Annotated in this window: 19 protein-coding genes, 1 tRNA gene and 1 pseudogene; 8 read left to right on the top strand and 13 right to left on the bottom strand. The window is 52.2% G+C overall.

What is annotated here, in order from left to right:
• Positions 1-64 precede the first annotated feature (64 nt).
• The 3 genes from FJ146_12360 (at position 65) to FJ146_12350 (ending at position 5,244) form a co-directional block, all read left to right on the top strand.
• Complete coding sequence (locus tag FJ146_12360) at positions 65-2,023, top strand: serine/threonine-protein phosphatase (GenBank protein ID MBM4252757.1); 1,959 nt, start codon at positions 65-67, stop codon at positions 2,021-2,023.
• Between the two features lie 62 nt (positions 2,024-2,085).
• The gene (locus FJ146_12355) at positions 2,086-3,921 is read left to right on the top strand and encodes an ABC transporter ATP-binding protein (GenBank protein MBM4252756.1); all 1,836 of its coding nucleotides are present in this window, start codon (positions 2,086-2,088) and stop codon (positions 3,919-3,921) included.
• Between the two features lie 180 nt (positions 3,922-4,101).
• The gene (locus tag FJ146_12350; GenBank protein ID MBM4252755.1) at positions 4,102-5,244 is read left to right on the top strand and encodes a hypothetical protein; all 1,143 of its coding nucleotides are present in this window, start codon (positions 4,102-4,104) and stop codon (positions 5,242-5,244) included.
• A 118-nt stretch (positions 5,245-5,362) separates the two neighbouring features.
• On the opposite strand, the gene FJ146_12345 is transcribed toward FJ146_12350, so the two are convergent.
• The gene (locus FJ146_12345; GenBank protein MBM4252754.1) at positions 5,363-6,145 is read right to left on the bottom strand and encodes a hypothetical protein; all 783 of its coding nucleotides are present in this window, start codon (positions 6,143-6,145) and stop codon (positions 5,363-5,365) included.
• 13 nt (positions 6,146-6,158) lie between these two features.
• Positions 6,159-7,481: a UDP-3-O-[3-hydroxymyristoyl] N-acetylglucosamine deacetylase gene (lpxC, locus tag FJ146_12340; protein ID MBM4252753.1), complete on the bottom strand. Its 1,323-nt coding sequence runs from the start codon at positions 7,479-7,481 to the stop codon at positions 6,159-6,161.
• A gap of 184 nt (positions 7,482-7,665) precedes the next feature.
• On the opposite strand from lpxC, the gene FJ146_12335 reads away from it, so the two are divergent.
• A tRNA-Asp gene (locus FJ146_12335) sits at positions 7,666-7,742 on the top strand.
• Here the strand turns inward: FJ146_12335 and FJ146_12330 are convergent.
• From FJ146_12330 to FJ146_12305, 6 genes and pseudogenes are all read right to left on the bottom strand, one after another.
• On the bottom strand, positions 7,701-8,366 hold the full coding sequence (locus FJ146_12330) for a hypothetical protein (GenBank protein MBM4252752.1): 666 nt from the start codon (positions 8,364-8,366) through the stop codon (positions 7,701-7,703). The genes FJ146_12335 and FJ146_12330 overlap by 42 nt on opposite strands.
• 375 nt (positions 8,367-8,741) lie before the next feature.
• Positions 8,742-9,203 (bottom strand): annotated as a pseudogene (locus FJ146_12325) (recombinase family protein).
• Complete coding sequence (locus FJ146_12320; GenBank protein MBM4252751.1) at positions 9,193-9,408, bottom strand: MerR family DNA-binding transcriptional regulator; 216 nt, start codon at positions 9,406-9,408, stop codon at positions 9,193-9,195. Before FJ146_12320 ends, FJ146_12325 begins: the two are co-directional and overlap by 11 nt.
• 54 nt (positions 9,409-9,462) lie before the next feature.
• Positions 9,463-9,891 carry a hypothetical protein gene (locus FJ146_12315; protein MBM4252750.1) on the bottom strand — a complete coding sequence of 143 codons (429 nt, stop codon included), beginning with the start codon at positions 9,889-9,891 and terminating at the stop codon, positions 9,463-9,465.
• Positions 9,888-10,808 carry a hypothetical protein gene (locus tag FJ146_12310; protein ID MBM4252749.1) on the bottom strand — a complete coding sequence of 307 codons (921 nt, stop codon included), beginning with the start codon at positions 10,806-10,808 and terminating at the stop codon, positions 9,888-9,890. The genes FJ146_12315 and FJ146_12310 overlap by 4 nt, the downstream gene beginning before the upstream one ends.
• A gap of 155 nt (positions 10,809-10,963) precedes the next feature.
• Positions 10,964-12,046 (bottom strand): hypothetical protein, encoded by a 1,083-nt coding sequence (locus tag FJ146_12305; GenBank protein ID MBM4252748.1) that lies wholly within the window; start codon positions 12,044-12,046, stop codon positions 10,964-10,966.
• A 329-nt stretch (positions 12,047-12,375) separates the two neighbouring features.
• Between FJ146_12305 and FJ146_12300 the strand changes: the two genes are divergently transcribed.
• Positions 12,376-12,918, top strand: coding sequence for a hypothetical protein (locus FJ146_12300; GenBank protein MBM4252747.1), 543 nt, complete (start codon positions 12,376-12,378; stop codon positions 12,916-12,918).
• Positions 12,919-13,098: 180 nt separating this feature from the next.
• Here the strand turns inward: FJ146_12300 and FJ146_12295 are convergent, their stop codons facing one another.
• Positions 13,099-14,115, bottom strand: coding sequence for a hypothetical protein (locus tag FJ146_12295; GenBank protein ID MBM4252746.1), 1,017 nt, complete (start codon positions 14,113-14,115; stop codon positions 13,099-13,101).
• 85 nt (positions 14,116-14,200) lie between these two features.
• On the opposite strand from FJ146_12295, the gene FJ146_12290 reads away from it, so the two are divergent.
• The gene (locus tag FJ146_12290; protein ID MBM4252745.1) at positions 14,201-15,886 is read left to right on the top strand and encodes a hypothetical protein; all 1,686 of its coding nucleotides are present in this window, start codon (positions 14,201-14,203) and stop codon (positions 15,884-15,886) included.
• Between the two features lie 475 nt (positions 15,887-16,361).
• Here the strand turns inward: FJ146_12290 and FJ146_12285 are convergent, their stop codons facing one another.
• Positions 16,362-16,910, bottom strand: a complete 549-nt coding sequence (locus tag FJ146_12285) for a hypothetical protein (GenBank protein ID MBM4252744.1) — start codon at positions 16,908-16,910, stop codon at positions 16,362-16,364.
• Positions 16,891-18,063 (bottom strand): ImmA/IrrE family metallo-endopeptidase, encoded by a 1,173-nt coding sequence (locus FJ146_12280; GenBank protein ID MBM4252743.1) that lies wholly within the window; start codon positions 18,061-18,063, stop codon positions 16,891-16,893. Before FJ146_12280 ends, FJ146_12285 begins: the two co-directional genes overlap by 20 nt.
• A 397-nt stretch (positions 18,064-18,460) precedes the next feature.
• Between FJ146_12280 and FJ146_12275 the strand changes: the two genes are divergently transcribed.
• On the top strand, positions 18,461-19,447 hold the full coding sequence (locus FJ146_12275; GenBank protein MBM4252742.1) for a hypothetical protein: 987 nt from the start codon (positions 18,461-18,463) through the stop codon (positions 19,445-19,447).
• Positions 19,448-19,597: 150 nt separating this feature from the next.
• The gene (locus FJ146_12270; protein MBM4252741.1) at positions 19,598-20,395 is read left to right on the top strand and encodes a Nif3-like dinuclear metal center hexameric protein; all 798 of its coding nucleotides are present in this window, start codon (positions 19,598-19,600) and stop codon (positions 20,393-20,395) included.
• A 15-nt stretch (positions 20,396-20,410) separates the two neighbouring features.
• Here FJ146_12270 and FJ146_12265 read toward each other — a convergent pair whose 3' ends face one another.
• Together FJ146_12265 and FJ146_12260 are read right to left on the bottom strand one after the other, a co-directional pair.
• A complete protein-coding gene (locus tag FJ146_12265; protein MBM4252740.1) occupies positions 20,411-21,217 on the bottom strand; it encodes a methyltransferase domain-containing protein in 807 nt (268 codons plus the stop codon).
• Positions 21,205-22,479: an FAD-binding protein gene (locus FJ146_12260; protein ID MBM4252739.1), complete on the bottom strand. Its 1,275-nt coding sequence runs from the start codon at positions 22,477-22,479 to the stop codon at positions 21,205-21,207. Before FJ146_12260 ends, FJ146_12265 begins: the two co-directional genes overlap by 13 nt.
• Between the last annotated feature and the right edge of the window lie 287 nt (positions 22,480-22,766).

The raw sequence follows: 22,766 nt of genomic DNA, 5'->3' as shown, positions 1-22,766 counted from the left end.
ATCCCCTCCTAAGGGGACTCCGGTCGCCTAGACCGTTTTTGATTGACGAACATGCGCGGACTAGATGTTGCAGAATCGTAAAGAACCAGAAAACAAACGCCCAACGATTGCTCGGGATCTTACCGTGCGACTCGTTCGGGTTTTGCTCATAGTTTTTGTCTTGGCAGCGACAACGAACTACATCATCACCCTTAACCGCGACAACTTAGCTTTGCGTGAAAAGGCGGAAGAGACAGCCAACAATTTGGCGTCGGTCTTAGTAACTCCAATGTGGAACATCAATCGCGAGGAACTTGAAAAAATTATCGCGATCTACCGCCAATCGGGAATTGTCAGCGACATTGAGTTGACAGAAATTCAGGAAACAGCCCAGCATAAAGAAATATCCCAGACCATCCGTGTGCCATGGCAAAGCAACTCGCACTCAAGCTCGCTAACGCTGACGCGAGACATCGTGCGGCAGGACGAACGAGACGGCCCGCAGCTCATTGGACGGATTCAGATTAGATTTGCCGACCGCGAAAGCCGGCGCAAACAGATCGAGTCCATTCTCTACTCGGTGCTGGTGTTTGCGTCCATATCGGTGAGCCTCTTCGGAGCCACGACCAGGATACTGCAACGGTTTCTGCGCGTACCTCTAGACGCTCTCTCTGCCGAACTAAGCCACATAGCAGCCGGCAATTATCAGTACAAGATGCTACCAGCGCGCCAGGCCGAAATCGCCATGATCGCCGATAAAGTACAGCTCATGGCCAAAGAGATCCAGAGCCGGGAAGAGGTGCTCCAGCAAAATCAAACCAAGCTAGAGACCCTCAATGTCGCTATCCTTGATATATTTTCTTGCGCCACAACCGACGCTCTCATCCGGCAAACCATGGTTCAGGCGTTCCGAGTCACCAATTGCGAAACGGTCACCTTCGCCTTTAATGCAGCTAACGGCAACGGACTCTCCGACCGCGGATTGACCTCATATATCGGAATGCACGGACAAGTATTCGAGGCTGACGCCGCCTCTCTCGCAACTCATGAACTTGTCGCCGATGAACGTAAAGTTTTCGCTTTCCCCTTGAAGTCCCGTGACCGCATGATCGGCACGATCACTGTGGCTTTCGGCACCATGGCCGACGTCATGACCGTGCAGCTGCTGCGATCCCTCCTGTCGCTCGCCACGATGGGCCTGATTCGCCTCTCAGAAATTCGCGAGAAAGCATTCATCGACACCGAACTTCAGGTTGCTGAGACCATGCAACAGTCTATGGTCTTCGACTATAAATCGAATCCTCCCCAGAGTGTCGTCGTGGCGGACCACTACGAGCCCGTCTTACGTGTCGGTGGTGACTGGTTTAGTGTGATTGAATCCAGTGACGGCCGCAACGTCTTCGTCATTATGGGAGACGTCACTGGTCACGGCTTAGCGCAGGGACTCATCACTACGGCGATGGCCGGGGCCATGACGCTCGTCGAGGGCTTGATCAAGGGGCAGCAGGCGGCAACATTTATGACGCCCGCAGATATCATCACGCACCTAGCAACGGTCATGCGTAAGTTATTAGGTAAGAGCACACTCCGAATGACCTGCGTCGCCGCGCAGGTTAATTTCGAGGTTGGTACACTCGCCATCTGTAACGCCGGCCATACCTTTCCATTGCTCCTCAGACAGTCTGATGCTGGCAGTACCAAGGCCGAGCCCTTATCGAGGCTGCAGCAAAACATGCTTGGCGGTGAGGATCGTTGGGATAAAACGGGGCAAGGCTATGTCAATGCCACGTATAACATCGGTAAACGCGATCTCATCGTCTTCTACACCGACGGTCTCACCGAGGCCCGGAGTAAAGATGGCCGCGGATTCTACAGGCCGTTCCAACGGCAATTCGGCAAAATTAGTAGCGTGCGCTCGGCCACGGCCCTCAGAGACGAGATCCTTGCGCAGTTCCGTAGCCACACGAGTGATGTCCCAGCAGAGGACGATATTTGCCTGATGGTCATTGGACGTAAATCGGACAGCCTAGAAGAGGTCGCATGATGGCGCATCTTCTGCGCATAGGACCATGGCGCGACGCCACGTGATCTGCTAGCGTACGAGTCATGAGAACACGATCTTTAAGCCATGCCTCTGCCGGGGATAGCCATGCTACGTCAACTGGCTTTCTGGGCGACCTCCGCGGTCTAGGTCGTCTTTGGCCTTATCTGCGCCAGGATCGTCGGCTCATTTGGCTGGCTGCCGCCCTGATTCCCATCATTTCTGCCCTGCAGTCCGCGTTGCCACTGATTTTGCGGCAGACGATCGACCAGGGAGTGATCAAGGGCGACAGCGGTAAGCTCCTGATCGGATCAGCCTTCTATCTGGTGGCAGTAGCGACCGAATACTTAGCAAGATCTGGCCAAACGATAGCTTCGTCCCTAGCGGTGCTACGCATGATCAAGATCATGCGCGACAAAGTCATGCGGCATGTGCTTGATTTACCAGCTTCCTATCACGACCGCACGCTGAGTGGCACGCTGGTGACACGCGCTACCAGCGATTTTGACAATCTCAGCGAATCTCTCAATCTAGGTGTGCTCAACTCGATCGTCGACGTCGCCGTCCTGATTGGCTGCGTGATCGGGATGTTTCTCCTCAACTGGCATCTGGCTCTCGTGGCCTTGGCCATACTGCCGCTCGTGACTTGGGTCGTGCAGTGGTTTTCGGCTGCACTTAAAACAGCCATGACCAGAGCACGTGTGAAGATTGCGACTCTGAATGCCTACACGCAGGAGTGTTTTTACGGCCACACCACTCTGAAACTGCTCGGCGCCGAGAAGACCGTCGCCGCAACGTATGACAAGCTGAACACAGAATATCGTGACGCGCAGATGTCGAGCGTCATACTCGATGCTGCGATGTTTGCCGTTCTGGACGGGATTGCTTCCATCACGCTGGGTTTGGTTCTGTGGCTAATCGTCAGCGGCTTCATCGCGGATAGCGCTAGTGGTGCGTCGGCATCAGTGATTACGGCTGGCGTCCTGGTTGCCTTTGTTCAATACATTCAGCAACTGTTCGAACCCCTCAAACAACTCGGCAACAAGATGGCCATGCTGCAGGGCGCCTTCACCTCAATCGACCGGGTGTTCGGGGTGCTCGGTAGAGACGAGCGCATCGAGGGCAACCAAGCAGTAAGCAAAATCTCTGGAGACATCGTCTTTAGCGATGTGAGCTTCAGCTATCATAAGGACGCGGTCCAGGCGCCAGTCCTGCGGGGCATTAGCTTTGCATTAAAAGCTGGGCACTCGCTTGCCTTGGTCGGAGCCACTGGCAGCGGTAAGTCCACGATCATCAAGCTTCTCACTAAACTATATGATGGTTACTCGGGTGCTATCAAAATCGGCCCGCTGGATCTCAAGGATCTTGAGCCCACGTCGCTGCGTAGTCACATGGCGGTGGTACCACAAGACATCGCCCTCTTTGACGGGACGATAGCTTTTAATATCGGACTCGAACGCCCTGGAGTCGAGCGCCAACACATGATCAAGGCCGCGCAAGAGATCGGTGCAGCGGCATTTATCGATCGCCTTCCAGGTGGATATGATTACGAGATTCGCGAGCAAGGTGGCAATCTGTCGCAGGGGCAAAAGCAGCTGATCGTCTTTGCCCGCGCGCTCGTCACCTCGCCCGCGGTGATTGTGCTCGATGAAGCCACATCGTCCATCGATCCTGAGTCAGAGACGATCATCCAGGAGGCCACAGGGCGCCTCTTGGCTCACCGCACAGTCATTGTCATTGCCCACCGTCTATCGACGGTGCGCCGCTGTGATCAAATATTGGTTATGAACCAAGGCCAGATAGTCGAGCGCGGTAACCATGCGCAACTCTACGCGGCTGGTGGTTTTTACCGCCAGTTAGCTGCGACCACCCTGGCGGAAACGCCTTCCGAGGCACCCTAACCATTATCGTAACAACCTAATATCCATGCCATTATTAATATAATGGTTTGTTTTATTTATTATTTTTTAATTTTTATAAAAAAGACATTGCTTTTAATAAAAAGCTATATTAATATCACTTTCGTTGATGAAATACGTGCTCAGAACCATGTCTTAGTTTCCAAACTAAAGGAGCCTATCATGAGTCTCTCCTCGACTATTTCTCGCGTCTCCGTATTCGTCGGATTTACCGCCCTAGCCATCGGCTGCGGTAGCAAGAGCAGTAGCCCGGCTCCAGCAACGGCGCCCCTGGCTGCACCACTGAAACAGACTGACGGTGACGCCGTTGGTCAAGCCAAGGCACCAGCACCGGTCGGTCCTGGCGTGCCGTTTCAACAACCTGTACCACCTGTTGGTTTCAATCAGGCAAACACCACCGTCGCCATCGAGAAGACTGTAGTCGCAACGGAAAAAGTTGCAACTGGTGGAGCCATCGTAGCTGGCGGCGGCGCAGCGGTGCCCCCGGTTGAGGCCAAGCCAGCCACACCACCGCCCGTCGTGCCGCAGACCTTTGGCGTCGGTAAATACTACGCGTTTACCTTGCCAGCCAACATGCACATGCAAGAATACGCTACTAATTGGAATACCCAGGGTGCGCAACAATTCTACATGGTGCGCAACGATCCAACCTACATCGGCAACTACTTCTGCGCTGGTCCTTTTGACCTCGCAGCGATCATACCTAACGCCGTGAGTGAGCAGTACCAATACTGCTACACGACACCACCCACCAACTTCGTGCAACCTATCGATTGGGTTAAGTCGAACTACCAGGGTTTAAATCACCTACTGACGGCCACCAATCCAGCCAATCCGTTTATGAGCCTGGAACTGAACTTGTTCGATAACGTCTTGCCATACGAGCACGACGGCAAGAAGGGGATGAGCAAATTCGACTTCCTCTGCGGCGGTCAGCTCGTGCAAGCAACTCCGGTGATCCCGATCATGCCCAGCTTCTGGGGTGGTATCGTGCACACGATTATGCTGAGCTGCCAGGCGCAAGTAGTGATCGGCGGCCTAACACAAGCTGGATCCTCTTGGGTTAATGCCTACGTCACGACATTCTACGTCAGTGCTGCAGCTCTCCCGAATATCGCCTGCTTCAATACCGGCTGGGGTGTAGCTGATTGTGACGCGGTCAACAACCCATATCGCAACAGCAGCCTACTCGAAGTTACCGTGATCCAACAAATCACCGGCCTGACCCAGCAGCAAGCTAATCAGCAGGCACAAGCGATCTTCGCCCAAGGTCTACGCCAAACTATGCCGCTGATTGCCAAGTGAGTTAGTAAACAAACTGGATTTGGTCCTGCCTCGGCGGGGCCAGGTAAAGCTCCTGACAAAGACATATGGTTCTCAAGGCCCCGACCACAGCGTGGTTGGGGCTGATTTCATTGATAAGCTAGAGCCAAATTAAGACTACTGCTGCGACGACAACGCCGAGAGCTAGCCAAGCCAGCTCCTCTTTAGCGTGTTTAAACCGCCGCAAACTTGGCAAGACAAAGTCATAGAGTAGACAGCTCACCAGATTTCCTATGGCTGCTGCCATGACTAATAAGGCAAAAGGGTGGAGTAGCTCATCGCGCACAAAGGTCCTAAGCACACTAGCAACCACCACTCCCGTCGGAAAACTCACCAGATAAAGCGCCACCAACGGTATCGCCCTCTGCACGCTGCCCTGTCGTCCAAGCAGAATGGACGACACCGACATGGCTTCAAAGAGCTTATGAATAGCCAGCGACACCATGACGGTGACGAATGCTGCCTGTACCAGATTGTTCGAGATGACGAGAAGAGCACCGTCAAATAGCGAGTGCAGCACGATGGACGAAAAGAAGAGAAGTAGCGGCTTACGATTATCACCCGAGGCAATTTCATCGTCACCGTCATGATGGTGATCACAATGCCCCGACGAATGATCGTGGGTCAGGTGCGCATGCTGACTGACATGCAGCAGGTGAAAGATCGAGTAAACGACCGCCACCGTCAGGACCACGGTGGCACTGAGTTTACCGCCCTCGTGGATCACCTCGGGCAAAAGACCAAACGACGCCAAACCCACCATAAGTCCCGTCGCCAAAGGCAGAAGCCACAGCGGAATACCGCGCTGACGCCCCAGAAAAAGCGGCACTCCCGCACCAAGCACGCCAATCGCCGTAAACACCAGACTCTGAACTAAAAGCATACCGTACCGTCCATCAGCGCTGGGATAGCTCCTGATGGATTTTCAGCGCGAGCGATTGATTGAGACCGTGAGAGGTCATGTTACCGACTACCCTGCCCCGGAGATTGTGACCGAGCAGGAAGAGGTCCCCCAATAGGTCCAGCATCTTGTGACGAACGAATTCATCGGGATAGTTAAGCTTAGTGTTTATGACTTTGCCTTCATGAATGATGATGTGGGAGTTCAGATATCCCGACCCGACCATACCCTTTTGTTGGGCCATGTCGATATTTTCAAAGGTATTGAAGGACCGCGCTGGGGCTATCTCGTCAACAAAACTTTGTTTTGCAGCGTTAAAGTGGAAGCGCTGCTCGCCAATGGGAGCTGGATAGTCGACTCTTAGCACGACCTCGAACCCATCAAAAGGCTCGACGTATACGTGCTTTTCGCCGACACTCTCGGCACCGACGCCAATCTTTTTATTAACAACGATATCGATGCGTGGGCGTTTTTGATCCTCGATCCCGGCGGCGGCAATAATGCGGCAGTAATCCATCGCCGAGCCGTCGACGTTGGGGATTTCTTCCTCGACTTTAATGAGGGCGTTGGTCACTCCCATCATATGCAGTGCGGCAAGCAGATGCTCTACTGTACGGATATGGCGCCCGCCCTTGGCGAGCGTCGTCGAATTGGCTGTGAACGGCCGCGCACTTGCGCCCGTCATCGCCTCGAAGTTTTCTAGCGCCGTGATATGAGCAGGTATCACCACACCATCGAGCGTGCGGAAGACGATACCGCTATCAAGCGGTGCTGGCGTGATGATGATCCCTGTAGGCCGCCCACTGAGTAGGCCCACACCATTAAGAACCGCGTTGCCTTTGAGTGTGCGCTGAGGCTGCTTCGACGGACTCAGAGTCACCGCACCGAAGGATCCCGTGCCTAAGGTCGGCGCCGACTCGGCCTTGGACGGCGCCGTCTTGCCCCCCTCAACTGGCGGCAAATGCGTCGCAATCTTGTCGAGTAGGTGATCGAGATTGAGCGGCTTCTCGAGAAAATCGCTGGCGCCGATCTTCATCGCCTTGACGGCGATATCAACGCCAGCATGACCGCTCATGAGAATGACCGGAAGACGCGGATGTTTCTGGCGCAACGATGCCAGTGCCTCAAGGCCATCGATACCCGGTAGCCAGATATCAAGCAAGATCAGGTCCGGCACCGACTCACGCAGCCCGATGGCTAAAGCCTCGGCGCTGGCAAAGGTTTCCACCCGATAGGACTCATCGCCAAGGACCGATGCCACGGTCGTCAGTATGGACTCCTGATCATCGACGATAAACACAGTACGCGGTGTACTCACAGACCCACTCCCCTTTGCAAGCAGTCCACTTATATCATTAGGTTAACGCATGCTAGCGGCATTTGTCGTGGCGGGGCGAAAAGGAGATCTTAATTTTTTTTCAACTGACCGTTGACACCTTGGGGGAAGGTTGCTACTTTCCTGCAACCGGACGCGATAACAAGTGATTCGGACCACCAAATGCGGGGTGGTAGTTAAGTTGGTTATAACGCCGGCCTGTCACGCCGGAGGCCGCGGGTTCAAGTCCCGTCCATCCCGCCACTTTTCAAATGAAAGACCCTTCTCGAACATTGAGAAGGGTTTTTTGTATTCATATTGCAACGTTGCGCCATCAAGCTTCGGGTTCAATAGTATCGTTTTGAGCAACTGGCGTTTGTCATCGCAAGACATGCCGGGAAACAACTCAGCAGCCCTTTGCGCGAGTTCTAAAAGCCTGACCCCCTCGAGCATGTACGACGTGTCTGCGGCCTTCAGGCCATTCAACTGAGCTTGGATGTCCGCCTGCTCCCGCTTCCATTCAGCTGTCTTGGCTTCCCATAACTCAGCATCGATTTTCCCCTCCAACTTGTCTTCGTAAGCAGCGCCCAGGAGTCGTTGAATCCGGGCATAGCGCGCATGGAGCTTGGCAATTGATGCTGCCTGTATTTCTTGCTCCTGCTTGGAGCTTTGCAGCAGCGAATGGCGAGTAAGTTCGACAATCTCAAGCGGGATACTGATGCGCTCGATGACCCGTTTGAACTGGTTCTCTAACTTTCCCTCCGACAGATAGACGAGCTTCTTGCATAGTCCGCGGCCATTAGTGCATCGGTAATACACATAAATCTTGCCTGAGGGCTTACGGTGCTCTTCGGCAGTGATGGCGCACCCGCAAACTGCGCATGTCATTAGACCGGTATACGCAAACTCACGCTTTGTTAGACCGGGTTTACTATTGAGCCCGAGTACAGCCTGCACTCGATCAAACAGGATTTTATCAATGATTGGGGTGTGTTTACCCTTGTAGTATTTGCCGTTCCAAATGAAGCCACCGTAGTAAATTGGGTTAGTCAAAATCCGCTGCATGGCTGACTTACCGAGTTCCGTCTTGGCGCGCTGAGAGCGTAGCCCCTTGTTATATAGATGGCGTTTTAACTTCGCCAAGCTATACCCACCTGATGCCATGAGTTCAAAAGCCAGGCGTATCAGCGGTGCCGTGTGGGTATCAGGGACGATAATGTGGTCGTGCAGCTGATTTACGTACCCTATCGGCGCACAACTAGGCCACTCACCCTCTTCGGCCTTTTGCGTGTGACCCTTACGCACTTCCTCGCTAAGGTTGTCGCTGTAATTCTTGGCCATGAGCACCTTGATGCCATGGATGAACTTCTGGTGAGACCTGGAGTCACGATGAAGTACCTCCCCTTCCTTCACAAGATGTACGTTAAGCCCCATCGCCTCAAAATTGAGAGCACTGTAATCGCTAAAATTGCGATAAAGACGGTCCGTCTTTTCTACGAGGATATGCCTGATTCCGGGATTGTCGGCCAAGAACTTCAACATCTTATTGAATGCTGCTCGCCCTGCAGTCTTGGCGGTTTCAGCCTCCTCGAATTGAGCTACGACACTCAGCCCATGGTCAAGGGCGTAGCCTTGTAGCAGCTTGCGTTGCGCCGGTATCGAGAATCCACTCTCTTCTTGTTCCTTCGAGCTCACTCTGACGTATAAAACTGCTTTATGACTCATTTCCGTATATTTGCCCGATCAATTTATAAATCTCAGTTAATTCAAAAAGCCGATAACCATTGATGGGATGTCGCCGGCACGGCAACTTGCCCGTAGCTACCCAGCGTCGCAAAGTATCGGGATGGATCCCCAGGCACTTCGCGGCCTCCTTGATCTGGACAAGGGACCTGTTTTTAGCACGGTTTGCCTCAACATTATTCAACATACTGAAACCCCAGTAATGGTTATGCTTTTGCAGATTGTGACCTAGTCAAAGCAGTCAAATTTGAAGAGCTTTAAGGATTTCAAGGAGCCGTAAAATCCGATTGAAAACGTTCGTTTCATAGCGGGTGTAAATTAAGTCCACTTTTTTTAGAAAGTTTTCGGACACTTGGGCCTTTACTCCCTCCTCCATCACAATCCGCGAGCAGTCAGCGGCAAACTCTGCGGCGTCAAAATACCGCCTCGGATTTAACTCCTCTCGCAAAGCCTCAGCCTCATATCGCTGAAGCCTCCCGAGTCGGACTATATCAAGGCTGAGTTGCTGAAGTAGGACTCTGCCCGTGAATGTCGCTGGGCTAAACTCCCCCTCAAGCTCCTGGTACACGTCTTCTAATTCAAGCGCATCGTACTCCGTTTTCAATCCTGCAAAATAACTGTGCTTGGGCTTTTGCTGCGGTGACATCTTCGGCATCTCCTTCGCCTTCATCGGCTTACTCCCTGATTAAAAAATCGGTTCAATGATTCACGTAACACGTCATCCGGTTCTATAGACCAACGTTGCAAAGTCAGCAGTTGCTGCACATCACGCTGGAAGTTGCGCGACCCATTCAGCGCCTTGCGCGCACCGTAGAAACCGTTGTGACGCCATAACGTTTCAAACTCCGCCATGCGGTGAACCACCGCTTCGGGATGGGTGGCTGCAGATACATCGATCCGCACATCGCTGAGTCTTAGCGACTTAAACGGCCTGAATTCAGGCACGATCAAAGCCCTAGGCAGATCGTCGATAGTTACCTTGGGCGCGGCATTTCCTGATAATTGAATTTCGATTCGGCTCCTGTCTAACTGCTCACCACGTTCTTTAGATTTGTCGTAAACAACGATTTTATTGGCGCCAGCTCCAATCAAAAGGCCCGTCTTGATCCCGGAATGCTCCTGATATTCTGTACGTATGCGCTTATGGGTAACATCCAAGCAACGCAGCATATTTGCGAAAGGGGTATGGTAGTCGACCGTCAGATCGATTCTTTGGATCTTGGCGCTAAGGGCAGCGTCGCCGCAAAGATCTTTCAGATGCTTAATATACGCATCCCAGCTTACGAAGGCGCTGGGACGGGTAATGATTTTGTGGATCCGAGTATTTTCAGGATGGCCGAGATAAAACTGGACTCCGTCTCGGCCCAATAAATACCACTTGCGATCTTTGAGAGTACAGACTCGTGGCGTGACACCCGACTCGGCCAAACGACGCTCTAAGTTCTCGCGTGGCACGGCTACTTTCGACAGCAGTATCAGCTTATCTAAACAACCTTCAGCCCGATCTGGCCCGACATGATTTGACGCAAGTTTCGTACTTGATACGGCCTGACTCGCCTTCAGCATGATCTCAAAAAATGCGGTCACGCCATCCAGGCATCCGCATCCAGGACCTTTTAATCCACACATTGTGCAAGTGTAAGTAATCATCATGCAGGTATTGAAACCTGCAGCGGCTCAAAAATCTTCCCGGGCTAAATGACGATTTAGGTAGGCAAAAGCGAATCCATCAACTATCTGTTTTAATTGATGAATTTAAACACTTCTCCAGTGGGCACCATTTTGATTTTGGGTGCAACCCTCCGAGCATCAAGCAAACTCTCGATGACAGAGATACCAATCCAGTCGTGATTTTTCGCTAGTTTACCTAGTTTAGTGTAAAGAACACGAAAAGCTTTGGGGGAGGCCACCAAGCCGTCCTCGATTAGGCAATCGATCACAATTTCTTTGATTCCGTGGGACGGTGGGCGGCTCAGTACCCGATTTTGGTGCATTTTACCGATCCGGAATACCTCACAAAACTTGTCAAAATACTTTCGATCATAGGCTGGCAGTTTGGCTCTACGATGGGCAATCGTAAGCGTTTGACGATAACCGCGCCGAGAGGCATCTAGTTCTTCACACATTCTAAGGAACCGAAAATAGACGAACCATTGGTTTACTGTCCCTTTGATACGCCTCCTTTGGTCAACGGTTATCACGCTCGCAAGCCTATCAAGGGCTGACTTAGCCCGAATTTGCTCGGATTTGCTGCCGTGCTGCACAAGATATTGGTTGGCTTTGATCCAATTGATAACAAAACCTGAGCCCAAATAGGTCAGATCTTCCTGGATGAGTCTGATGATGGTGGGCCTCATGGGCAAAATCGCCAATACTTCAAGCACAGCGAATTTTGCGCGAATACGCGGGAGATACTCTGTGAAAATTGAATCCCGTAGGTCGACCAAATTAGCACGGAAGTTCTTCACGGTCAGTTCTGGATTGGGGTCTTTGGGATTCACGAATAAACCCGAATTCCGATGCATATACTGCACGGATTTGGTGGGTAGGTTTTCAGCATCCTTGATCATATGTCCAGCTAGCATTTCAACGCGATCAACTTCGTCGATCACTATCGAATCAGCAAGAGACTCTGCCATCCGCGCATGCTTAGGCTGCCAATCTTTTTTCCCTGCCTTGAGTAAATTTATAAGTTGCTCGCAATCCGCGGGACGCCATTTCTTAATCAGCCACAATCGCCACTTCAGGGCATCCGTATCGGTTGGGCCTGGGATAAAAAGTGCTGCCAGCTTGTTCTCTCTCAATGGGGGCTTCAATGACTTCAATGGGTTAGCACCTCTAAAAGGGTTTACCCCGCAGAATTACACTATCTTTCGCATTGTTGCATGGGATTTGATTTGATAATGTCCTGTAAATACGAATAGTTATAATTTTTTAGAAATTGACCGAGTCCCGTTGGCGGTGGAGGTGCTTTAGGATGCCGTTGTCATGTGTGCGGGGTGGGGGGACTGCGGGTCCCCCATTAAAAAGTAGCTCAAATCTGCCATGTCGGCCCACCGGACGCTCGAACTGAAATGAACCCTCTAAAGATTAGACATAAGTTTCCGATCACCAAGTAGATCGGACCTGTAGGCAAAAAGACTAGGCAATAAGCATGGTGAAACCGGCAACCCGAAAGATCCTCGTGACACTGGACAAGCTCTACTTTTCGGGCGCCGTAGTGGCCCTAGTAACTGTCGCCGTCGCCTCTTATGACGTGACTATTCATAGAGAAAAGAGGCAAGCTCAGCGTTACAGCAACGCTGTAGCAGCCAGCGAAAGCCAAAAGAATCTATCAGTGCCACCGGCTAAGGACGAGCTCGCCGCCGTCGGCGTCAGTAGCGGACGCGTTGCTACGGGAACGACGGCTCAAGCAAATGTTGCTACTGCCGTTAAAACGAAGGGCGGGCAAAACAGCGCCAATAACGAAAAGACACCTAGACCTTCTGAATCCAACCCCGATGACTGGGAAACCTGCCTAACAGGGGAAGGGTACCTGCTGACGGACGAGGGTCTCTGCCTGACTATTAAGGACTTTGCGCCACCCAACATGGCCTTAGCGATCGGCGAATTCGCGGCGGCGCTAATCGCAGCAATTGCCGTGCTTGTTGTCATCAGAATATGGGTTAAGTGGCTCTTCAAGCATTTCTTCGAATGACCTCCAGTTCGCGGACGTCTTCAGCAGTCAAAAAGTAGCCCGTATGCGTCATGAGGTAAATCCCTTAAATTAGCTCGCTTGCGGCGGTGAAATGAGTTTAATTTAGTAGATAACAATTGGTCAGTTTCGGTGAAATCCACCACAGAGAATGTGTGGAAGAACTTGGACACGCATTAAGTCCTAGGACGCCCCTTTTTTCACAATCATCTGTCGAGAAGGGTCGTCAGCAATCCAGATGTTGGAATCAATCGCTGCGTTCTTGTGAGCTGCCTGGCGCGCTGCACATGCCTTCCACGAATGGTAGCAGGTCGTCGCTCCTCCGTACAATTTGCCATGCCGAATGCAATAGACAACGAAACGCTCGACTTTTGTAACATCGACTTCGCCATCGGAAACTACAGCCTCGATAAACCAAAGAGCCGATTGGCTAGGATTGATTAGTAATACGTCGGGGAAAGAGTGTTCGATTGTAAGGGTGAGACCATGCGTCCCGAGTTTTTCCTTTTCTTCGTCTGACACTCGCTCGCCGTCTGCATCATCGACGAAGACTATTTCGTATCCAGGGAGAAAGTGCGGAACGTAATTCTCGCACGCCAGACGAATTAGCTCGGTGTGAGGACTGGAGCCGTGGGTAGCTATAGACCGACGAGTCAACTCAGCATGGAGAGTCAGGCGCTTAGCTGTTTCCGACTCAATGAAGAAATTTCGTAAGCCGACGAAGTCGGCTCTATAAAGTAGCGCTACGAAGCGTGCCTCGAGTCTGTACGCAGAGTAAGGCGACTTCGCGTGAAGATGGCCATCGACAAATACACCTCTCTCAGGTCTAAATGTAACCAGCTGGATAACTCCGACTTGGACAAGCGGCTTGATCCAGTAGTCACGGCCTTCTCTATCGAGTTTGTTGCCATGGCGCATATACATACCAACGTAGCAACCGATGTGAGCTGTCGTCGCCCCATCCGCAAGAGTGAGACCCAGAGTGGAATCCTTCACGAGGAGGCTAGGAAACGAAGTATCCAGCAGGCAGGCGACCACGTCGATCAGATCTGGCTGGTCAAACGCGATGATGCCCAGGGCCTTAGCGATCGTGTCCTTCGCTACCCCACCCGGTCGCGCAGGGGGCCGCTCTCCCTCAGCCACGAGGTGCTCGAAGTATTGCTCGTGTTTTCGCTCGGATGGCGTCCTTGCGCGCGTCATTTTAAGACTCCGATTTTATTGAACCTTCTAGCGGTTTGTGCTAGAATCCCATCTTCATACGCATCCAGAACCGGGGATACGACAGATGGCGATTGGTTTTTCGGACTTTTTTGACCAGGCTTTAGTGCTGCCTAAAGTCCTCGACTTTAACGCGAAGGCGGAAGCCTCACTGAAATGTGCAGATGACTTCCTCGCTGTGTATCCTAGTCTGCTTGAGGATCTCGACGTAAAGCAGGGGACCCTTGGGCAGTTCCATACCAAGGAGAACATCGTCGACATCGTTCTCGACAGCCTTCCAATTAACTTTATCGAACGGATCGCTAGCGGCGCCAAGCTCCTTGACCCGTCCTGCGGGACTGCGAACTTTCTGATTCACGTTGTCGAGAGGGCCATTGCCTTCTTCCAGGAAAAGGGTCTCCCTCCGGAGGAAGCAATCAATTCTGTCAACGAGAAGGTGATCCCGAATCTAGCAGGTGCAGAAATTGACCCTGTACTTCTCCGAGCTGCTTGTCTCAACTTCGAACAGAAGTTCGGCGGGAAGATCCGCCCTCCTGTATTTCACGAAATAGACTCCCTCGATCTGGAAGACGAGAAAGCCACCGATGCTTTTGGCGGCAAGTTCGATTACGTAATCGGCAATCCTCCATGGGTCGAAGTAAAGAGGCTTCCTGACCGGATAAAGGAAGCCGTCCAAGAAATCTACTCCGTGTCCAATTTGTACGGCGCATTCGTCATCCAGGGCGTTAACTTTCTTAAAGCTGGGGGCGCACTTTCGTATATTGTCCCTCGCAGCTTCACCGGCGGACGTTACTTTTTTAGGCTCCGAGAGCTTTTAAGCAAGGAAACGAGCATCCAGAAGATCTCCTACTACACGAACCGCAATCAGGAATTCTACGGTGGCGATGTCCTCCAAGAGATCGTTGTCATTTCCCTGGAGAAATTGCCCCCCGCAGAAGACCATCTCGTGTCGTGCCTGCCATGTGTGGACATCGACGACTTCCACGATGGATCAGCGTTTCAGGTGCGACAAACCGACCTCTTCAGTCACCACGACCTGATGATGTTGCTAGCCAGGAATCAGCAAGAGTTCGGCTGGATTAAGAAGATCTCAGCATTTCCAAATTTCGAGGAGCATGGATTAGCCTTCTCGACGGGTCAGTTAGTACTCCACCGTGTTAAGGACTATCTCAAAGCTGAGAGTGCGCCTGGCTGTTATCGCATTATCTATGGCCATGACATTTTAAACGAAGGCGATAGGTACTCGTTTCAGCAAGAGGTCGCTGTTAAAAAAGATCGCTTTCCTTACGCCACTACGAAAGGTCGGAAGAACTTTGACGGCAGACGGACCCAAAAGGGCTATGCCGCGACTGAGTCGAGCATTGAAACCTACTGCAACCGCTTCAAAGAGATCATCATTTGCCGGAGGCGGAGCCACAAAGGCGACAAACGTAGATTCGTTGGAATCTACCTTTCATCAGAACTCCCGAACGGATTTTTTCTGGAAAACGGATTGAACTACATCGTCGCTAAGAAGCCATCGCCGACGGCGCCGTCTTTAAAAGTTTTTTACCGCATCATGCGGAGCGATCTTTTTGAGAGGTATTTTCAGATAGTGAGCTCCAACACTCAGCTCAACAAGAATGACATGTATCTTTTCGGCATCCCCAAGGTCGGCCCAGACACACAGACGATGTACCAGGAGCTGGAGGCTGTCGATGGGAATGACGTAATTAAGATCAACTGCATCGTAGAGTCCCTCTATTCAGTCTAGCAGGTCGACCAACTGTGTACCAATCTCGCGGTTATCTAAATCCCCCGCATATGAATACAAGCTTTTGGAATGAGAAAAACCAATGCTTTCACGCGTAACTTCCAATAACGCGGAGGACTACATTATTGTAAGCCAGAGCCGAAAAAGTACAATTGATATGGGAATTAAGAGTGATATTGCCGACGCAATGATCAAATTTTATTTGACCATTGAACCGACTGCAAAATCTTTAATGATCAGCACTTGATAGATGCGTCAAACAATTTCGGAAGCAGAAGTCACCAAAATTTTATCGCGTGGTGGTCGAACACTAACAGTCTCGTTTCCCTGGAGGTGACTAAAGAGCTAGGTCGTGACACCAGCCGGATAATGGTCGAGGCAAAGACAAAAAAATCAATATCGCTATCTATTTATTATTTATTGCGCTACTGCACTTAAATTAACAATAATATTTTTAAATATCTCGCAAGGCAAATTAGATCCGAAAGCCAGCCATCGCCAGTATCGCGCGACCTTTCCGCGAAGGTATTTCGCGGATAGCGAGCCAATGGGAGATAGTAGCATTCATAAGCTTTTTACTAACCACACCCTCGCGGTGAGCAATCACAAGAATTTCCTCAGCGCATCGAATATTGACATCTAGCTCTTTGGCTACCGCACCCAGCGACGCGACATCGTTCGTGACGAGCTCCATCTGATCGTTACAAAGGACAGTCGCTAGATACTCGCGGTCTTTGTGGCCAATATCAAGATCGAGGTGAACTTCTACCAATCGAATGATGGCACATTGCGCATCCAAGGCCAATTTATCCAGCCGGATACCCGGTGGCGCTCGCATCGCCTTGATCCTGTCGATCTCGACCTTCAATCGCTGCTTTTTCTCCTTGCACCATTTTTTCACCTCTTGATGCAAAAGAGGGTGAACGACCAGATCTCCAACAGTGAGAAGACCCGGCCTAAACAAGTCGAGACCAGGTGCGAGCAACTTGATGACGGAACAGGTATCAGAGAGGAGCTGAATCATCTTCTGCTGGCATCCAACGTTCGTATAGTGCAGCGATCACGGACTCATCGATGCCAAGCATCTCAGCGGCCTTACCTTGAGAAATCTTGCCCTGGAACAGCCCATCTCTAACCAATGCTTGCAGATGCATAAGGTACCCCTTGGAGGGGTCTTTGAGAAGGGCGTCCCAGTCACACGCATCATCTGTGTTTTTAGGACAAATTAAATCAGAAATTAGTACACGACGAGATTCGCTGTTTCTAGCTGCGGTCATCAGGTAACGACACACCCCTGATTTTGAATCAAAAATCCCGGCATCCTTCGCCCTGAGCACTACCCCCCTGAAGCTCGCACCCAGTAGATCTGCGATTTCACGCACGATGTTAACAGCCGCAGGCAAGCTCACCCCTGTCAATAGATTGCGTAATTCATCCTTCCGGGAATCGAAAAATTCAGAAGGAGTGCAGACTTCGATGGCTACTTGGTTACAAAATTTTTCCTCTGCCGCGGTGACGTGGCCACCGTCATTTTTAACAATGTGAGTCAACTCGTGAATGATCAACCAGGGCACATCTTCAAAGGCAGAGTTTGAGTCGATGAAAATCAGGCCTAGCCTATCTTGATATGCTGTGAATGCCTTAACTTTGGCTGCACGGACCTCTTCCCAAAAAGGCAAGAAGACGACAGGAATACCGCGAACCAATAAGGCACGAGTTAGCTGTTCAAGTGACAAGGGATAAGAGGGAAGCTGGAACTGCTTCAGAAGGAATTCAGCGACGTTCCGTGGGTGCTCATACCCGACTTTAGGCAGCTTTTTGTAACTATCGATATGCGGTGCGCCAAAATGTTCCTCGAGCCGGAATACGGTGCGCGCCAGATCGGTGACCTGATTCACTATACCGGTCTCGACTTCGAGGTTTCGCAGTGTGCGGAATCGGACATCAATTTGCTTGCGAGGTTTGAATGACTCAACCTCGGCGCCGGTAAGGCTCAAGGATCTGGCCAAAGACGAGAGTCGGTTAGGTGGAATCGAGCCCTTACTTACCCACCCGTGTAGCGTCGCACGCTCGACTCCAAGCGCGGTAGCAAGATCAGTCATGGACATTTTCCGAGCGTCTATAGCTGCTCTTAATGCCTTCGGATCAATTTTTAGAGAGATGGTGGGGCGCGCCATAGTGAGACTCCTAAGCGGCGTGATACGCCACCTACCTTCGTATTGTCAATTTAATTATCGGAATTTTCTATATTTAACTTTACAAATGCAATCAACATACTGTATTTGCGAACCTTTTTTATGTCACGCGCATGGACACAAGTTGAACCAGATTTCAAACCTCGCCAATACCCTCGCGGCACCAGGTTCTAAAATCGTCCATTCGCTCCCGCCACTTTTTATACAAGACCCTACTCGACTCTTTCGCGGTAGGGTTTTTTGTTTGTCTTATCTCTTGCCGTACGAGCTCACGCCTTCTCATTTAATCTGCTACTATTACTAATTAGTTGTTTTGCAAGCCAAAACCATCCCCACTCCTGGCCACCCTCAAGGTTGCGTTGGCCATCAGAGGAGGTTTATGACTCTGCGTATTCTCATCGGCTATGTATCCATGCTCGTCTACTTCGGCGCTCTTGGGTACGCCCTGTGGCATGTCGGATCCCGTACCTTGGCGCCCTATCTGCGCGTGCTAAGGCGCCTCTCGGGAGCGTTTCCGACAGAAAAGGTGGCCTTCGCCGTCGCCACCATGCTCATTGCGACGGGCGCCGTGGCGGGAGTGGGCACGTGGCTCTATGTCGTTAAGTTCTTTGTCTGGACCTACACAACTCAGTCCGCCGGCAATTGGCACGAGTGGGTGGCCAACGCCGATCTTTTTGTCCAGGCCTATCGCCTAGTGAGTCAAACGCCGGAGCAGTGGTTTTGGTCGTCGCAGCTCCTGCTCTTCGCCTGCGGCTATGTCAGTATTCTCAGAAGCGCCTTTGGCCGTGAAGCTCTATGGTGGGCACTACTGGGATTTCTGGGCGCCATCAGCGTGTCGCTCGCCTTTTTTATCGCTTACCTGATTTGTCAAACGCAGCTGCCATTTGACGAGGACGAGGACGACGAGGAGAATCCCTGGATCAATCCCTTACTGCGTGTAGAACGCCTGACGATGGGCCTCATACCAGCCACAGCCATTTCGCTGACTGTGGTTCTAATCGCTGCTGTGCCTTGGTTTGATGTCAATTCGGTAGCATACGCGGCCATCCTGCTCGCCGTGCATCTACTCCTGGTCGTAGCTCTGCTCCCCACGCCAGAGGTACTTGCAAAACGTAGCATCACACTGTGGACTTGGCTGAAAATTCTGGCGGTCGCCATTTTCGTCACAGTCACTGCTCAAACAGCGTCAATGATCGGCACTAATCCCAGCAAGAATGCCATGGACCTACTTCGCAGGATGCTCGGGGCCATTACCAGTAATGACTGCCAAATCAGCATCACCATGGATCTTGGCTTCGTGTTCGTCGCCAGCCTGCTGACGGGGGTCTGGTTGCTGACGCGGGAGCCTTTGGATGAAATGCGCTGAAACTGGTCTACTTAATTGTTGGTAGATGACAAATTTAATAATTGTCCTAGACTGTTACAGAACGGCGACGGAAGTTGCCGCGCTTATCGACTAATTCACCAGTAAAACTGGGAGGTTCGGCGCCTCCACCAACAATTAAGTAGACCAGTTATGAAGGTTCACCAAATTGTACGCACACTTGAAACCATCGCTCCTCTGAAGTTTGCCGAGGAGTGGGACAATGTGGGACTTTTGGCGGGTGATCCTGATGACGATATCGACCGGGTGCTGCTTACCATAGACATGACATTGCCGGTGGTCCACGAAGCGATCCAGCATCGCTCCGGGCTCATCATTGCGTATCATCCACCGATATTCAACGGACTGAAGAGAATCGATGCGCGCGCGGCAGTGGGTGTTGCTCTCAGGCACGGGATCGCCTTCTACTCACCGCACACGGCCCTAGATGCTGCCATTGGTGGTACAAATGACGTACTAGCAGACGCCGTAGGACTCACGGACCGGATCCCCATTAAGCCGTTTAAAGAAGTTGCCGGGACGAAAAGTGACTTTCTAGGTGTCGGCATGGGACGTGTAGGTCATGTGGCACCCACCACGGCACAAGAGTTGATCGCCCGCGTCAAGGCACAGCTTGGTCTCAGCCATGTACTCGTCGCGGGTCCTACCGAGGGCGTGGTCATTAAAAAAGTAGCTGTCGCCGCCGGCGCCGCTAGCGACCTCCTGCGCCTGGCCATTAGAGTGGGCGCCGATGCCTTAGTCTGCGGTGAGCTGCGTCACCATGACGCCCTTGCCGCCGCGGCTGCTGGTCTTACCGTGATCGTGACGCGGCACTCCTGTAGCGAGCGACAGGCTCTCACGCCACTTATGAATAGGCTCAAGGATCTGCATAAGGAGACGTTGTTTATGCTGAGCGAGTGCGACGCCGATCCATTGACTATCGTGAGCTAATGACAGAATTGTAAATCACTGGGCTCCAAGCACTCCCCGCACTAATGCATAACGCAGGCCCCAAGCTCGAAGCTGCCGACAGGCCTGAGCGGTGAGCCAAATCTTCCACCAAGCTGGACGGAGGCGGTGAGCCAAACTCAGTTTAGAGCTGAGCTGGGTCACATAACGTGCAAATCCGCTCAAGACTTCATCGTCTAAGTAGGAGATCTGCATTTCACTAAATCCGAGATCCGCGAGTGCAGCCCCCAATGCCCCGGGTGTCATCACAGCTGCCTGCGGTATAAGCGCCGTTTGGAGAAATAATTTGCACCACCAATTGGGGCGCGCAGCATCAGGATTCCCCCAGATTAGAGTAGTATAGGCTAGACGTCCACCTGGGCATAGGCATCGCCTTGCTAATCGCCCGAGATCGAGGGCACTAGCAAAGTGATAGGCGGCATCGACCGACACGACAGCGTCGTAGCGGACCGTGGCTGGTAGCTCCAATGTCTCCGAAACATGCGCAGTAAACACATGACGCAGGCCTGGCGGTGATGCTTCACGCAGCGCTGTGATGCATGCGGGCCTGAGATCAACAGCGTCCACTACACTCACACCGAATGCATTAACCCAAAGCCGCACACTTCCACCGTAGCCGCAGGCAACATCAAGCACCGACATCGGCGGTGCCAAGGCAGCGGCCTCACCCACGCGACGCGCTAGTGCGATGCAAGCCTCATCATAGGAGCCGGCATCACGCCAATCACCAAGATTGGCCCACTGGCCGCAACCGTCAAGCAACGTCGTGTCGACATCAAAGGCATCGGCCTTTAAGTTTGCCACTGCACACCGATTTCGCCCGCAGCCCTAATCGCTGACCTTGCTGCCGATTCCAGTAATGGCACACCGGGAAATGACCACGAACCACAGTAGTGAACACGCCGTCCGGGCTTTTTACTGAGGTCGGCAAGTGCCTGCCAGGCGTGGCGACTTTTGGGCGTCACGACTGAGCGCTGCATGGTCACGCGACTGAGGATCTTAATGGGATCGATGGGAACGATCGGATTCCAAGTTTGGAATATTGGGGGCTCGTGCTTAATCGAGGGCTCAACCTGATTGACCCAAACTGTAAACATGTCGTGATCGAGCGCGTCATCCATCAAAAAATTAAGCGCCTTCCAATCGCTGCGCCGCCGCGGCATCGAGCGTTCATCCGTGTGCACCAGTAACTCACCCTCATCAAAAGTGAGATCCTGCAGCACATTGTGCTCTAGATCTGCAACCTCGCCGCGGAGGAAATCGATCTGATTCGCCTGCGTTGCCACTACAACGTGATCAGCGAGCAGCTCTGCACCAGCAGCATTGCGGATCCGCAAGCCTTGACCTGCGGCCTCAACTGACACTACTTTTGCTCCTGAAATAAAACGCAGGCCAGGAGTGAGCTTCTGCGCCAGATCTCTCGTCCCGGCTGACAGCCGCCGCAGCTTATCGCCGTACATCATCTGCCAGACGGATGCCAGCAGATCGCGCGCGGGATAGGACCCCAAATGCTCGCGGCTACAAGTTGTGATGGTACCCAGCACCGGCAGGAGGCAGCCCTTCCAGAACCGCGGTGGATAACGCCGCGAGGTAAAAAACTCATTGATCGACATATCACCGATACTAGCGAGCAAATTGCTGTCTTTGATATCCCGCCTTAGGCGCAGCATGCTCCGAAATACCGTCAGTGCATCGAGATTGAAATAACGCCACGACCCAACCAGCGGCACCACACGATCACCGCGCATGAATCTCCCTGTCGACAGCCAGGTGGCGCCTGCAAGCGAACTAAACGAAAGGTCGACGTCGATATCAAACGTGGGGACCTTGAGTTGCCGGCAGAGTGTCAGGACCGTGCGCCAGGCCTCGGAGCTCATGATACGCAAAGGAACATCGACCCAGCCACTACCGGCGCCGTTCGAGACTTCACGCGCGATCTCTAGAGTATGAGCGTCCATGCCACGGGAGGCGGCGGATTCAAATACGGTGACATCGTGACCGGCCTGACGACACAAATACCCTGCAACGAGGCCTGCCATTCCACTGCCGATGATTGCTATCTGCATCCGTTGCACTCCAGCTGTATATCTCGGGACCGCATCCACTGGCTCTTATGATATGTCATCCCAATATATGTCATCCCAATTTCCACCCAAAGGACGTTCTGCTCGGGCCACAGGGTGATCTACCTCCCCCTAAAGGGGTAAGGCTTCTACGGCAAAGCCTACACGCCTCTGCCGTGTCTTTTTTGACGCTTCGTTGCCATGTGCGCGAGAGACCTTGGCCGCTCGCGACTTAACTGTGGCTCCACGTCCTGTGCCGGAGAAGAGTACCCCCTTCTGCGACAACTCCG

The organism is Deltaproteobacteria bacterium, from assembly GCA_016874735.1.
Taxonomy (GTDB): domain Bacteria; phylum Bdellovibrionota_B; class Oligoflexia; order Oligoflexales; family CAIYRB01; genus CAIYRB01.
The sequence above is the reverse complement of the archived record's forward strand: the minus strand, read 5'-3'. Positions and strand labels throughout refer to the sequence as shown.

What these genes read in the sequence shown, in the direction of transcription:
- FJ146_12360 (MBM4252757.1), top strand. Translation starts at nt 65, where the DNA reads ATGTTGCAGAATCGTAAAGAACCAGAAAACAAACGCCCAACGATTGCT.
- FJ146_12355 (MBM4252756.1), top strand. Translation starts at nt 2,086, where the DNA reads ATGAGAACACGATCTTTAAGCCATGCCTCTGCCGGGGATAGCCATGCT.
- FJ146_12350 (MBM4252755.1), top strand. Translation starts at nt 4,102, where the DNA reads ATGAGTCTCTCCTCGACTATTTCTCGCGTCTCCGTATTCGTCGGATTT.
- FJ146_12345 (MBM4252754.1), bottom strand. Translation starts at nt 6,145, where the DNA reads ATGCTTTTAGTTCAGAGTCTGGTGTTTACGGCGATTGGCGTGCTTGGT.
- FJ146_12330 (MBM4252752.1), bottom strand. Translation starts at nt 8,366, where the DNA reads ATGACATGCGCAGTTTGCGGGTGCGCCATCACTGCCGAAGAGCACCGT.
- FJ146_12320 (MBM4252751.1), bottom strand. Translation starts at nt 9,408, where the DNA reads ATGTTGAATAATGTTGAGGCAAACCGTGCTAAAAACAGGTCCCTTGTC.
- FJ146_12315 (MBM4252750.1), bottom strand. Translation starts at nt 9,891, where the DNA reads ATGAAGGCGAAGGAGATGCCGAAGATGTCACCGCAGCAAAAGCCCAAG.
- FJ146_12300 (MBM4252747.1), top strand. Translation starts at nt 12,376, where the DNA reads ATGGTGAAACCGGCAACCCGAAAGATCCTCGTGACACTGGACAAGCTC.
- FJ146_12295 (MBM4252746.1), bottom strand. Translation starts at nt 14,115, where the DNA reads ATGACGCGCGCAAGGACGCCATCCGAGCGAAAACACGAGCAATACTTC.
- FJ146_12290 (MBM4252745.1), top strand. Translation starts at nt 14,201, where the DNA reads ATGGCGATTGGTTTTTCGGACTTTTTTGACCAGGCTTTAGTGCTGCCT.
- FJ146_12285 (MBM4252744.1), bottom strand. Translation starts at nt 16,910, where the DNA reads ATGATTCAGCTCCTCTCTGATACCTGTTCCGTCATCAAGTTGCTCGCA.
- FJ146_12280 (MBM4252743.1), bottom strand. Translation starts at nt 18,063, where the DNA reads ATGGCGCGCCCCACCATCTCTCTAAAAATTGATCCGAAGGCATTAAGA.
- FJ146_12275 (MBM4252742.1), top strand. Translation starts at nt 18,461, where the DNA reads ATGACTCTGCGTATTCTCATCGGCTATGTATCCATGCTCGTCTACTTC.
- FJ146_12270 (MBM4252741.1), top strand. Translation starts at nt 19,598, where the DNA reads ATGAAGGTTCACCAAATTGTACGCACACTTGAAACCATCGCTCCTCTG.
- FJ146_12260 (MBM4252739.1), bottom strand. Translation starts at nt 22,479, where the DNA reads ATGCAGATAGCAATCATCGGCAGTGGAATGGCAGGCCTCGTTGCAGGG.